We start from the raw sequence: 12,638 nt of genomic DNA, 5'->3' as shown, positions 1-12,638 counted from the left end.
AATGCCCCACCCGCTGCAATTCATCGGCATGATCTCCCACCGCCGGCAGTCGGAGATCCACCCGCCCAGCGGCCCGGTGATCGATCCCGCCTATATCGGCGCCTTCGCCCGGGCGCATGAGGCGGCCGGCTTCGACCGCATCCTGGTCGCCTGGGGCAGCACCTCCCCGGATGCGCTGCTGGTCGCCTCCCAGGCCGCCGCCGCCACCAGCCGGATCGGCTTCATGGTGGCGCACCGGCCCGGCTTCATCGCGCCGACCTTGGCGGCCCGGCAATTCGCCACCTTCGACCACCTTTCGGGCGGGCGCGCCGCCATCCACGTCATCAGCGGCGGCAGCCCGACCGAGCAGAAGCGCGACGGCGACTTCCTGCCGCACGACGAGCGCTACGCGCGCTCCGAGGAATACATCGCGCTGCTGAAGCGGCTCTGGACCGAGCCGAAGCCCTTCGACCACCAGGGCAGGTACTACCGCTTCGAGCAGGGCTTCGCCGAGGTGAAGCCGCTGCAGCAGCCGCATATCCCGGTCTTCTTCGGCGGGTCCTCCGACGTCGCCATCGAGATCTCCGGCCGGCAGGCGGATGTCTACGCCTTCTGGGGGGAGACGCTGGACCAGGCGCGGGAAACCATCGCGCGCGTCCGCGCCAGCGTGGCGAAGGCCGGGCGCGACCCGGCCGCCATCCGCTTCAGCCTGTCCTTCCGCCCGGTGCTGGCAGCGACGGAAGACGCCGCCTGGGCGCGGGCCGACCGCATCATCGCCCGCATCCGCGAGCTGCGCGCCACCGGCCAGGGCGGGCCGAAGCCCGAGAGCGTCGGATCGCAGCGGCTGCTGGAGGCGGCGGCCGGCGGCAAGGTGCGCGACAAGCGGCTCTGGACCGAGGTGGCCGCCGCCGTCGGCGCGGGATCCAACACCACGGCGCTCGTCGGCACCGCCGAGCAGGTGGCGGACAGCCTCGCCGACTATGCCGCGCTCGGCATCGACACCTTCCTGATCCGCGGCTTCGACCCGCTCGAGGACGTGGCGGAGTACGGCCGCGACCTGCTGCCGGCGGTGCGGGCGGCGGTCGCGGCGCGCGGCATCCTGGCCGTCGCGGCGGAGTAGCGCGCATGCGCCTGCCCCGCCGTGCCGCGCTCGCCGCGCCGCTCGCGCTCCTGGCCGGGCGCGCCCGCGCCCAGGACTTCCCCGAGCGCAGCGTCCGGCTGATTGTCCCCTTCACCCCGGCCGGGCAGACCGACCTGATCAGCCGGCTGGTGGCGCAGCGGCTGCAGCAGGACTGGGGCAAGCCGGTGGTGGTGGAGAACCGCCCCGGCGCCAATGCGCAGATCGGCGCCGATGCGGTGGCCAAGGCGGCGCCCGATGGCCATACCTTGCTGGCGATCACCCTGACCCATGCGGTCAATGCCTCGCTCTTCCCGCAGGCGCCCTACGACTTCCTGCGCGACCTGAGGACGCTGACGCTGCTGGGGTCCCTGCCGCTGGTGGTGGTGGTGAACCCGGCCTCGCCCTGGCGGACGCTCACGGACCTGGTCGGCGCGGCGCGGGACGGGGCACGGCTGAATGCCGGCTCCTCCGGCACCGGGTCGCCGCCGCACCTGGCGCTCGAGATGTTCCGCCGCGCGACGGGGGCGGGCGCCTCGCTGGTGCACGTGCCCTATCGCGGCGGCGCGCCGGGGGTGACCGACCTGGTCGCCGGCAACCTGCACATGCTGGTCTCAAACCTGCCGGAATGCATCACCCAGGTGCAGGCGGGGCGGCTGCGGGCGCTGGCGGTGACGGACGCCACCCGCCACCGGCTGCTGCCGGAAGTCCCGACCACCGCCGAGGCCGGGCTGCCGGCCCTGCGCATCACGAGCTGGACCGCGATCCAGGCGCCCTCCGGCGTGCCGGAGCCGCTGGCCGATGCCATCGCCGCGGCGATCCGCGGGGCCTTGGCCGACCCGGGCCTGCGGGAAAAGGCGGGCGAGCTCGGCTTCGACCTGATCGGCGCCGACCCGCCGGAGTCCCGCCGCTTCGTCGCCGCCGAGGTGACCCGCTACGCCCAGCTGGTGGCGGAGGCGAATATCCGGGCGGAGTAGCGCGGCAGGAAACAGCAGGGGTGGGGAGAAGGTATCCTCCCGTGGGACGCGATGCTTCCAACCCTCAGCCGACCCGGGCAAGGCAAGGGCGGGGCCTGGGGAAGGAATGTCTTTTTCCCTTCCCCGGCCCTTTCATTTCATCCCTCCGCCGCCACCAGGGCCAGCGGCAGCAAGGCTTCCAGCACCAGCCCGCTGGCCGGCCAGTCGCGCCGCAGCGTGCCGCCGAGCTGGCCAGCCAACGTCGCCTCCAGCACCTTGCTGCCGAAGCCCTCGCGCTCCGGCGCGGCGGGCGGCGGGCCGTCCCGCTCCTCCCAGCGCAGCCGCAGCAGCCCGGCTTCCTCGTCGAGGCCCCAGGAGAGCGACACGCGCCCTTCGGGCCGCGACAGCGCGCCGTACTTCACCGCATTGGTGGCCAGCTCGTGCAAGGCCATCGAGAGCGGCTGCACCGCGTCCTCCGCCACCGTCAGCCCGGGGCCGGCCAGGTCGAGCCGCGGCCCGCCCGGCTCGGCCACCAGGACCGATTCGACCTCCCCGCTCGCCAGCGCCCGCAGGTCGGCGCCGCGGCCGCCGGCCTCGGCCAGCAGGGTCTGCGCCCGGGCCAGGGCGGCGATGCGGCCCTCGACCAGGCGGATGAACTCCGCCGTGTCGGTCGCCCGCGTCATCCGTACCGCGGCGCCGACCAGGGTCAGCGCGTTCTTGGCGCGATGCGCCACCTCCTGCGCCACCAGCGCGCGGCGTTCCTCGGCCAGGTGGCGGTCGGTGATGTCGACATTGACCCCGAGCAGCCGCACGCCCTGGCCTTGCCGCCCCGGCACCCGCCGGCCGCGGCCGAGCAGCCAGCGCAGCTCCGGCGCCCCGCCATCCGGCCGCGGCCGCAGGATGCGGAACTCGGCCTCGTAGCGGCCGGTCCGCAGCGCTTCCCGTGCTGCCGCCTCGGCCAGCGGCCGGTCGTCCGGATGCACGAGATCGAGGAAGCGATCGAGGGTGATCCTCGGCTCGCGCTCGGGGTCGAGGCCGAAGATCGCGTATTGCTCGGGCGACCAGCGGTTCAGCCCGGTCTCGGCGGTCAAGTCCCAGATGCCGACCCCGGCGGCCTCCTGCGCCAGGCGGAGCTGCGCCTCGCTCTCGGCCAGGTCCTGGGTGCGGGCGGCGACCCGGCGCTCGAGCGTCGCGTTGGCCTCCCCGAGCGCCCGCTGGCGGCGCCAGACCGCGCCGGCCAGGCCGACCAGCAGGGCCCAGGCCGGCAGGCCCACCGCCAGTTCCCCGGCGACGGCCTGCCACCAGGCGGCGCGCACCGCGGCTTCCGGCCGCGCCGCGGCGGCATAGACCGGCCAGCCCTCGACCCGGCGATAGACCGCCAGGCGCCGCACCCCGTCGAGCGAGGAGACGCCATAGATGATGCTCCGTTCCTCGCCCCGGCTGATGACGTCGTGGGGGATGGTGCCGGGCGCCACCCGCAGCGGCGGCCCCTTCGGCCCGAAGCCGGCGGAGCGGGCCAGCACCTCGCCGTCGGTCCGCACCAGGGAGAGTACGTCCTCCGGCTCCCGCAGCAGGCGCTGCAGGGTCTGGTTGGCGCCGTCCACGTAAACCGAGGCGACGACCACGCCGTCATAGCCCTCCGGCCCGGGCGGGTTGGCGGACTCGCGCCGGCGGCGGCTGACGGTGAAGAAGGCGCGGCCGTCGAGGCGGCCGACATGGACGCGGCCGACCTGCGGCTCCGGCGCCTGGGGGTCGCGCAGCGCCTGGTTGAAGTCGCGCCCGGCGAAATCCTGGTCGCGCGGCACGGGGTGCAGGGTGGCGCCGACCAGCATCCGGGCGTCGCGGTCGAAGACGAAGAGGGTAAGCGGCCCGCTGCCATCGGCCTCCCGCCCGGCGATGCGCTGCAGGGCGGCGTGCAGCCGGGCCTCCTGCGCGGTGATCTCGGCATCGGTCAGGCCGGCGATGACGTCGTTGACGCGCTGGATGCGGAGGTCGTGGCCCTCGAGCACCCGGCGAAGGTATTCGGCGGCGACTTCCGACGCGCGCAGCAGTTCGGATTCCGCGCCGCGCCAGGCAAGGGTCCAGCCATGCCAGGCAGCGCCGCCGATGAGCAGCAAGGGCAGGGCGACGATGCCGATGAGCAGCAGCGCGAGGCTGCGGCCGGCCGGCCGGGCGGCGCCCGGCTCCGAGGTCTGCGCCACGCTGGGCCGCACCGCTCCAAGCGCGGTCATCGTCCATTCCCTCGCGGCATCGGGTGCGATTGGGCCGCCCGGCGCAAGGCCGCGTCAAGCACGCCGGAAAAGGTTTCCGATCAAGGACTTGTGTGGCCCGGTTGCGGCGTACCGTTCCGTACCGTCCACCTGGCCGGGAGCGCGCTCAGAGCCGGCCGAGCAGCTCCGCCTTCTTCACCGAGAATTCCTCGTCGGTCAGGATGCCGCGGGCGCGGAGGTCGGCCAGCTTCTCGATCGTGGCCAGCACGTCACCCTCGGCGCCGGCCGGCGGCGCCTGGACGGGTGCGGGCTGCCGGGCGCTCGCCGGCTCGGCCTGCGGCGGGGGCGGGGCCTGGTGCCGGGCCGGCGGCGGGCCGTCGACCTGCTGCAGGTCCTCCGCCCGCACCGTGCCGTGGTCGGAGGCGAAGCTCAGCGACCGCCCGCCGCCCTGCTGCTGGGAGACCCCGAAGATCGCGTGGTGCGCGGTGTCGTAGACCCGGGTCTGGCCATCCTGCTGCACCGCCAGCCGGCGCGCGGCGGGGAAGTAGGCGTAGCGCATGTCGTCCTGCGCGCCGGAGGAGGCGGGGCTGCCGAGCCCGTCCGGCCACCAAGTGCCGCCGAAGCCCTGGTTCCGGCCGCCGGACGGCAGGGGCGGCCCGGGCACGAAGGGGTCCATCTCCCGCAGCAGGTTCGTCAGCGCGTTGCACAGGTTGTCCACCCGGTGCCTCAGGCCGGTGTTGAACATGTCGCCGACCATGATCATGCCGCCCCGGGACCACTGGCCCATGCCGCCGAACTCCGGATGGCTGAACTGCGCCATGCCGCCGCCGCCATCGGCGACCGCCCGCAGCAGCGTGAGCGCGGCGTCCTGGCTGACGCCGTTGCGCGCGGCGATGTCGGCGACGCGCTGCTGCGCGGCCGGGGTAAGCTCCTGCATGGCACTGCTCCGGGACCGGGTGGGGCTATGCCCATGGAATGCCGCTCGGCGCGAGTCGCGGCAGGGCATGGCGGAAGCGCGCCCGGCACCGTGCATGGAGCGGGCGGGCCGATGCGGCGCGCCGGCCATCGGGCCGCCTGGGGTGGAAGGTGGTTGGCCGCGGCGCCCGGCGTGCCAATATCCCCGGCATGACAGCGCTCTCGATCCTCGATCTTTCCCCCGTGCCGGACGGCAGCGATGTCGGCCAGGCGCTGCGCAATTCCGCCGACCTGGCGCGGCATGCCGAGGGGCTCGGCTACGGCCGCTACTGGATGGCCGAGCACCACAACATGCCGGGCATCGCCAGCGCGGCGACCGCGGTGGCGCTCGCCCATGTCGCCGCGGCGACCAAGCGGATCACCGTCGGCGCCGGCGGCATCATGCTGCCGAACCACGCGCCGCTGATCATCGCCGAGCAGTTCGGCACGCTGGCCGCGCTGCATCCCGGCCGGGTCGAGCTCGGCCTCGGCCGCGCGCCGGGCACCGACCAGGTGGCGGCGCAGGCGATGCGGCGGAACCTGGCCGGCGACGTCGACGACTTCCCGCGCGACGTGATCGAGCTGATGCGCTACTTCGAGCCGGAACAGCCCGGGCAGGCGCTGCGCGCGATCCCGGGGGAGGGGCAGCAGGTCCCCGTCTGGATCCTCGGGTCCTCGACCTATGGCGCGCAGCTCGCGGCGATGCTGGGCCTGCCCTATGCCTTCGCCTCCCACTTCGCGCCGCAGATGATGATGGAGGCGATCGCCCTGTACCGCGAGGGCTTCCGCCCCTCGGCCCGGCTGGACAAGCCCCATGTCATGCTCGGCATCCCGGTGGTCGCCGCGGACACGGATGCCGAGGCGCGGTACCTTTATTCCTCGCAGCAGCAGGCCTTCCTCAACCTGCGGCGCGGCAGGGCCGGCAAGCTGCCGCGGCCGGTCGAGAACTTCGACGCGCAGATCGACCCGCGCGGGCGGATGATGCTGGACAATGCGCTGGCCTGCGCCGTGGTCGGCGGGCCGGAGGCGGTGCGCAAGGGCATCGCCGATTTCGTCGCCCATACCGGCGCGGACGCGCTGATGGTGACGGCGCAGATCCACGACCATGCCGCGCGCAAGCGGTCCTACGAGATCCTGGCCGGCGTGCACGGGGAGATGGCGCAGGCGGCCTAGGCCGCCCTTGCCGGGCGGGCCGTTCAGGCCTCCGCGCCCGGCGGCGCTGCGGTCACCGGCGGCGCCTCAGGCCTGGGGCACGAGGTTCCGACCTGCGGCCCGCAGGGCCGCGGCGCCGGACGGCGCCCGCCGCCGGGTGCGGCGAAGCCACGCCGTGCTGAGGCCCGGCATCCGAGGCGCACGAAAGGTTGACCTTCATGCGCTCGGCGTCAGGTCTCCAGCAGCCGCCGCAGCTTGCGCACCGCGCTGTCCGGCGTGGTGAAGACGGGGCGGCCGGTCGCCGTCGCCACCGCCTCCGCCGCGCGGGCCAGGCTGAACTGCGCCAGCGCCACCACGTCGCAATCGGCCAGCCGCCGCGTCGCCTCGCCCGCCAGCCGGTCATGCGCCGCGCCGTCGCCGGCATCGAGCGCCGCCAGCGAGCCTTCCGCTACGCAGGGCACCAGGTCCACGTCGCCCGGGAATTCCGGCGGCATGCTGGTCAGGGTCGGGGCGAAGCTCGCCACCAGGCCGATCCGCGGCCGGCGGGTGCCGGCGGCGGCGCGGGCGGCGGCCACCGCCTCCTCGATCATCGCCTCGTTGGGCTTCAGCACGGGCATCGGCGCCTGCTCCGCCGCCACCGCCTCGATGCAGGGGCCGAAGGCCGAGCAGGTGAAGAGGATGCCGCGTGCCCCGGTGCCCACGGCATAGCGCGCGAGCGTCAGGAAGCGCCCGGTCATCGCCTGGTCGAGCTGTCCGGTCCGCGCCAGGTCGGCCGAGAGGCTGTCGTCCAGCAGGTTCATGAGCGTGGCCTCGGGCCAGGCGCGGGCGAAGGCGGCCTCGATCGGCGGGGGCGAGTGCCGGAGGGCGTGGATCAGGGCGATGCGCATGGATGATGCCTCGCGGTGAAAAGGCCTTTGGCGTCCAACCCCTTGTCCAGGTCCGGGAGTCGGCACCCGGACCGGAAAAGGGAAGGGAGGGGCTCGTGGAGGGAATACCCGTTTCCCTCCCCGACCTCACTTGCCGGATGTCGTGCAGCGCTTGAGCGAGGACGGGAATTCCGAACAGCCGGGAAAGGCCAGCTCGTCCGGCCCCTTCCGCTCCACTCGCAGCACGTTCGGCCCGCCGGCGCAGCCGAAGCCGGCATCCGGCGCCGCCCGGGGGCCCATCGGGCCCAGCACCGGCGCCGCCGCGGTGAAGCGGAATTCGAGCCCGTTCGGGGTCTGCGCCACCGTCTCGATCGTCCGCTCGCGATAGGCGGTATCGACCACCGAAGCGCGCATGACGATGTCGCGGGTGAAGATCACCGTCGGGTTGCCGAGGCAGGCGCCGCCCTCCGTCTCGCCCGCCGGGAAGATCCCGCCCGTCCAGGACCCGAAGGTCCAGTCGTGCGGCGGTCCCTGTCGGGTCTGCGCATCCGCGTCCATGCTGCCCATCAAGGGCAGCCCCAAGGCCAGCAACAGGGCCCAACGCCGCATCCGACATCCTCCGGTCCAGGCATTCCAGCGCCAGCGATTCACGCCCCGGCGTGTTTCCACCCAGGGCGATCGCGGGCTGGCGATCTTCTAGCCCCGAACCCGGCGCGCCCCAAACCGCCCCTCAGGCGGCCACGGGCACCGGCTTCGGCGGGCCGTCCCTGACCGGGATGTGCACCACCGCGGCGAAGGCGGAGGCGAGGATGCAGATGACCCACATCAGGTCGTAGCTGCCGGTCCGGTCGAAGACCACGCCGCCCAGCCAGGCGCCGGCGAAGCCGCCGATCTGGTGCGACAGGAAGACCAGTCCGAAGATCGTCGCCAGCCAGCGGGTGCCGAAGTTGCGGGCGCAGAGCGCAACCGTCGGCGGCACGGTGGACAGCCAGAGGATTCCCATCGCCGCGGCGAAGACCAGCACCGTCGCCGTGGTCTTCTCGCTGAAGAAGAAGATGGTCATCACCACGCCGCGCAGGGCGAAGATCGCCACCAGCAGCTCCCGCCGCTTCCAGCGGGAGGAGAGCTCGCCCGCGCCGAGCGAGCCGGCGATGTTGAACAGGCCGATCAGGCTGATGGCGCCCGCGCCCACCACCGCCGGCAAGTGGCAGGAGGCGACGAAGCCCGGCATGTGGATCGCCATGAAGGAGACATGCAGGCCGCAGACGAAGAAGCCGCAGCAAAGATACCAGAAGGTCGGCGTGCGGAGCGCCAGCCGCAGCGCCTCGCCCGCCGTCTGCTGCGCCGCGGCACCGGCGGCGGGGGCGGTCGGCCGGTCGTTCAGCGGCAGCGCCAGCGGGATCATCAGCAGGGATGCCGCGGCGACCATCAGCAGCGCGGCATGCCAGCCGAAGCCCGAGATGCCGAGCTGCACCAGCGGCACCACCAGGAACTGCCCGAAGGAGGACCCTGCGGTGCCGAGCCCGGTGGCCCGGCCGCGCTGCGCCTCCGGCAGCAGGCGGGTGAGGCTGGCCATGATCACCGGCATGCCGGCCGCCGAGACGGCGAAGCCCATGACGACGCCGGCGAAGAAGGTGAAGAGCCCGAGGCCGTCCGACAGCGCCATGCCGGTGATGCCGGCCAGCTGCAGCAGCGCCCCGGCCATGATGACCTTGCGCGCGCCGTAGCGGTCGGCGACCTGGCCCCAGACCGGCTGGGTGAAGCCGTTGATCAGCACCTGCAGGGCGATGGCGAAGGCGAAGCCCGAGGCCGACCAGGCATGGGCCGTGGTCATCGGCGCCAGGAACAGGCCGAAGCTCTGCCTGAGGCCCATGGCGAGCGCGGCGCAGACCACCCCGCAGGCGATCAGCACCCCGACGGCCACGGGGGCCCGCTCACTGTTTCCTGACATGCCGGCGTCCCGCGCTGCGAGGTGGCATGATCCCATCGCGCACCGGTGGATCACAACCCGCCTGCGGCGCATGGCCAATCCCTGCCGCCATGACACTGCTGCAAGGCAATCGTCCGTGAGTTGCATCGTGGTTCCACCCGTGCGAAGCCGGCCGCGCACTCAGGGACCCGATGATGCTCCGTGCCCTTTATGACCGCGTGCTGGCCCTTTCGGCGCATCGGCATGCGCCGGCCTGGCTGGCCGGCGTCAGCTTCGCCGAGAGCAGCTTCTTCCCGATCCCGCCGGACGCGATGCTCATTCCCATGTGCATCGCCCGGCCGGACCGGGCCTATCGCTATGCGCTGATCTGCACCATCGCCTCGGTGCTGGGCGGCGTGCTCGGCTATGCCATCGGCTACTTCCTGTTCGAGGCGCTGGCCGAGCCGGTGCTGCGCGCCTACGGCCATGCCGATGCGCTGCTGCGGTTCCAGGGCTGGTACGAGAAGTGGGGCGCGCTGGTCATCCTGATCAAAGGCCTGACCCCGATCCCCTACAAGATCGTCACCATCGCCTCCGGCGCGGCGCAGTTCAATTTCGCGGTCTTCCTGGCCGCCAGCATCGTGACGCGCGGCGCCCGCTTCTTCCTGCTGGCCTTCCTGCTGCGCCGCTTCGGCCCGCCGATCCGCGATTTCATCGAGCGGCGGCTGACCCTGGTGACGACCGGGGCGGCGGCCGGGATCGTCGTGGGCTTCGTCGCGCTGCGCTACCTGTAGGCGAAGGCCAGGGAGGAGGTATCCTCCCTGGATCCACCTCCATTTCTGGGAGTTCGGCACTCGCCGCGCGGCGGGCGCCGACCAACGACGAAGCAGGCGCTCACTCCCGCCAGGGATGCGCCGCCCAGAGCTTCTCGTAGTGCCCCTGCATCGCCACCAGCTCGGCCCGGTACTCGTCCGGCCCCAGCAGGCGCAGCGGCAGCGCCAGCTGGGTCGCAACCGCCTGCCATTCCGGGTCCATCGCCGCCTTCCGGGCGGCGTCCACGATGCGGTCCAGCACCGGCCGCGGCAGGCCGGCCGGCGCCGCCAGGCCGCGCATCGAGCCCTCGACCACGTCGAAGCCCTGCTCCCGGAAGGTCGGCACATCAGGCATCACCGGCCAGCGCGAGGTCCCCATCTGGCCGATCGGCCGGAACAGCCCCTGCCGGTAGTCGCCGATCGCCTCCCCGATATTGGTCACCGCAAGGTCGATCTGCTTCGAGATCGTCGCGGTCCGCACCGGGGCGCCGCCGGCAAACGGGATGTGCAGGAACTTGGTGCCGGAGACCCGCTCCAGCGCCAGCACCGCCAGGTGGTCGTCGGAGCCGATGCCGGAGGTGCCGTAGCTGACCTGCCCCGGCCTGCGTTTCGCCTCCGCCACCAGGTCGGCAACGCTGCGGATCGGGCTGTCCGGCAGCACCCAGATGGCGCCGGGGTCGTCCACCACGTTCAGCACCGGGGCGAAGTCATCCAGCCGGAAACGGGCCTGCGGCCGTTCGATCGGGATGGTGACGATGGTCGGCGTGTTGATGAAGCCGATGGTGTAGCCGTCCGGCTTGGCCCGGGCGAGCTCGGTGAAGCCGATCTCCCCCGCCGCGCCGGGCCGGTTGGTGACCACGACGGGCTGGCCGAGGTACTTCTCCATGATCCGCGCCAGTGGCCGCGCCGCGACATCGGTGCCGCCGCCGGCCGGGAAGGCCAGCACCATGGTCAGCGGCCGGTCGGGGAAGCTCTGGGCCAGGGCGGGGCAGGCGAGCGGCATGGCCGCCAGCCCGCCCAGCAGGGTGCGTCGCTGCATGGTCGTGTCCTCCCGTTCGGCGCGCTTCCCGCGCTCGGCGTCTTGCAGGCAGGGCGGATCGACGCCTGCGGGCGATTCCGCCCCCCGCGATCCGTCCCGGGCCGGATCGGACCATGCGGAGTGCCGGGATGGCAACAGACGCGGCGTCACTCCTTCCAGGGATGCGCCGCCCAGAGCTTCTCGTACTGCGCCTTCAGCGCCAGCAGCTCCGCCCGGTAGGCATCCGGGCCGAGCACCCGCAGCGGCAGGTTCTGCTGCTGCGCCGTCTTCTGGAAGTCCGGGTCCTCCACCGCCCGCTGCACCGCCTGGGCCAGCCGGTCGAGGACCGGCCGCGGCACGCCGGCCGGGGCGGCGACGCCGCGCATCGAGCCCTCGACCACGTCGAAGCCGAGCTCCTTCGCGGTCGGAACCGCCGCCGCCGCCTCCCAGCGCTGCGGGCCGAGCTGGGCCAGCGGCCGCAGCACGCCCTGCTTCCAGTCGACCAGCCCCTCGCCCATGTTGACCACGGCGATCGGCAGGTTCTTCGACAGCAGCGCGGTCCGCACCTGGGACGACCCGGCGAAGGGAATGTGCAGGAAGCTGGCGCCGGTCAGCCGCTCCAGCGCCAGCATCGCCAGGTGGTCGTCGGAGCCGATGCCGGTGGTGCCGTAGCCCAGCGTCCCCGGGGCCTTCTTCGCCGCCTCGACCAGCTCGGCGAGGCTGCGGTAGGGGCTGTCCGCCAGTACCCAGATGCCGCCCGGGTCGTCGACGATATTGGCGATCGGGGCGAAGTCGTCGAGCTTGAAGCGGGCCTGCCGCTCGATCGGCACGGTGACGATGCCGGGGGTATTGGTGAAGCCGATCGTGTAGCCGTCCGGCTTGGCGCGGGCGAGCTCGGACCAGCCGATCTCGCCGCCGGCGCCGGGGCGGTTCACCACCACGATGGACTGGCCGAGGTCCTTCTCCATCACCCGCGCCAGGGTCCGTGCCGCGGTATCGGTCCCGCCGCCCGCGGCATAGGCGATGATCATGGTGATGGGCCGGTCGGGATAGGGCGCCTGGGCCGCCGCGGGCAGCGGCAGCAGGGCGGCGAGCCCGAGGGCGAGTACGGCACGGCGCATGGGTGGTTCCTCCGTTGCGAAGGGATCAACCATGTCCCGAACCGCCGGGCAACATCCCGGGCCCGCAATCCTCAGCCCGGCGCATGCCCCGGCAGGGCGCGGGCCAGGGCGGCGCCAAGCGCCGCCCGCTGGTAGGGCTTGCGCAGCACCGCGACCGCCCCGGCGTCGCGCCCTTCCAGCGGCCCGGCGCTGCCATAGCCGGTGGCCAGCAGATAGGGCACGCCGCGCGCGGCCAGGGCATCGGCGACGGGAAAGACCAGCTCGCCGCCGCCGAGGTTTACGTCCAGCACCGCCGCCGCCAGGCGCGGCTCGGCTTCGGCCAGGCGCCGCGCCTCGGCCAGGTTTCGGGCCGGGCCGACCACCTCGCAGCCCAGCTCGCGCAGCCCGGTCTCGAGCTCGAGCGCCAGCAGCGCCTCGTCCTCCACCACCAGGACCCGGGGCGGCGGCCCGCCGGCGCCGGTCCAGGCCGGGCGGGGGGTGACCGCGGCCGGCCGGGTCGTGGGCGCCGCCGCCAGCGGGGTGCCGTCCGGGGCGACGCGCGCCG

At 73.5% G+C, this 12,638-nt stretch carries 12 protein-coding genes; 4 read left to right on the top strand and 8 right to left on the bottom strand.

Annotation, left to right across the window (positions count from 1 at the left end; genetic code table 11):
* The first annotated feature begins 1 nt into the window (after position 1).
* The gene (locus E2C06_RS26785) at positions 2 to 1,099 is read left to right on the top strand and encodes an LLM class flavin-dependent oxidoreductase (protein ID WP_133291649.1); all 1,098 of its coding nucleotides are present in this window, start codon (positions 2 to 4) and stop codon (positions 1,097 to 1,099) included.
* Positions 1,100 to 1,104: 5 nt separating this feature from the next.
* Positions 1,105 to 2,073 carry a tripartite tricarboxylate transporter substrate-binding protein gene (locus E2C06_RS26780; RefSeq protein WP_133291648.1) on the top strand — a complete coding sequence of 323 codons (969 nt, stop codon included), beginning with the start codon at positions 1,105 to 1,107 and terminating at the stop codon, positions 2,071 to 2,073.
* Between the two features lie 137 nt (positions 2,074 to 2,210).
* Here E2C06_RS26780 and E2C06_RS26775 read toward each other — a convergent pair whose 3' ends face one another.
* Together E2C06_RS26775 and E2C06_RS26770 are read right to left on the bottom strand one after the other, a co-directional pair.
* Positions 2,211 to 4,283, bottom strand: coding sequence for an HWE histidine kinase domain-containing protein (locus E2C06_RS26775; RefSeq protein ID WP_133291647.1), 2,073 nt, complete (start codon positions 4,281 to 4,283; stop codon positions 2,211 to 2,213).
* A 145-nt stretch (positions 4,284 to 4,428) separates the two neighbouring features.
* Positions 4,429 to 5,199 carry an SHOCT domain-containing protein gene (locus E2C06_RS26770; protein WP_133291646.1) on the bottom strand — a complete coding sequence of 257 codons (771 nt, stop codon included), beginning with the start codon at positions 5,197 to 5,199 and terminating at the stop codon, positions 4,429 to 4,431.
* Between the two features lie 188 nt (positions 5,200 to 5,387).
* On the opposite strand from E2C06_RS26770, the gene E2C06_RS26765 reads away from it, so the two are divergent.
* The gene (locus E2C06_RS26765; protein WP_133291664.1) at positions 5,388 to 6,389 is read left to right on the top strand and encodes an LLM class flavin-dependent oxidoreductase; all 1,002 of its coding nucleotides are present in this window, start codon (positions 5,388 to 5,390) and stop codon (positions 6,387 to 6,389) included.
* A 209-nt stretch (positions 6,390 to 6,598) separates the two neighbouring features.
* Here the strand turns inward: E2C06_RS26765 and E2C06_RS26760 are convergent, their stop codons facing one another.
* From E2C06_RS26760 to E2C06_RS26750, 3 genes are all read right to left on the bottom strand, one after another.
* Positions 6,599 to 7,255, bottom strand: a complete 657-nt coding sequence (locus E2C06_RS26760; protein ID WP_133291645.1) for an arylsulfatase — start codon at positions 7,253 to 7,255, stop codon at positions 6,599 to 6,601.
* A gap of 126 nt (positions 7,256 to 7,381) precedes the next feature.
* Positions 7,382 to 7,843, bottom strand: a complete 462-nt coding sequence (locus E2C06_RS26755; protein WP_133291644.1) for a hypothetical protein — start codon at positions 7,841 to 7,843, stop codon at positions 7,382 to 7,384.
* A gap of 121 nt (positions 7,844 to 7,964) precedes the next feature.
* Complete coding sequence (locus E2C06_RS26750; protein ID WP_133291643.1) at positions 7,965 to 9,185, bottom strand: MFS transporter; 1,221 nt, start codon at positions 9,183 to 9,185, stop codon at positions 7,965 to 7,967.
* A gap of 173 nt (positions 9,186 to 9,358) precedes the next feature.
* Between E2C06_RS26750 and E2C06_RS26745 the strand changes: the two genes are divergently transcribed.
* Positions 9,359 to 9,937 carry a YqaA family protein gene (locus E2C06_RS26745; RefSeq protein ID WP_133291663.1) on the top strand — a complete coding sequence of 193 codons (579 nt, stop codon included), beginning with the start codon at positions 9,359 to 9,361 and terminating at the stop codon, positions 9,935 to 9,937.
* A gap of 100 nt (positions 9,938 to 10,037) precedes the next feature.
* On the opposite strand, the gene E2C06_RS26740 is transcribed toward E2C06_RS26745, so the two are convergent.
* The 3 genes from E2C06_RS26740 to E2C06_RS26730 form a co-directional block, all read right to left on the bottom strand.
* Positions 10,038 to 10,994 carry a Bug family tripartite tricarboxylate transporter substrate binding protein gene (locus E2C06_RS26740; RefSeq protein ID WP_133291642.1) on the bottom strand — a complete coding sequence of 319 codons (957 nt, stop codon included), beginning with the start codon at positions 10,992 to 10,994 and terminating at the stop codon, positions 10,038 to 10,040.
* A 146-nt stretch (positions 10,995 to 11,140) separates the two neighbouring features.
* On the bottom strand, positions 11,141 to 12,094 hold the full coding sequence (locus E2C06_RS26735; RefSeq protein WP_133291641.1) for a tripartite tricarboxylate transporter substrate binding protein: 954 nt from the start codon (positions 12,092 to 12,094) through the stop codon (positions 11,141 to 11,143).
* Between the two features lie 71 nt (positions 12,095 to 12,165).
* On the bottom strand, positions 12,166 to 12,638 hold a 473-nt coding region (locus tag E2C06_RS26730; protein WP_241671488.1), incomplete at its 5' end, for a response regulator.

The organism is Dankookia rubra (assembly GCF_004355005.1).
GTDB lineage: Bacteria > Pseudomonadota > Alphaproteobacteria > Acetobacterales > Acetobacteraceae > Paracraurococcus > Paracraurococcus ruber_A.
The sequence above is the reverse complement of the archived record's forward strand: the minus strand, read 5'-3'. Positions and strand labels throughout refer to the sequence as shown.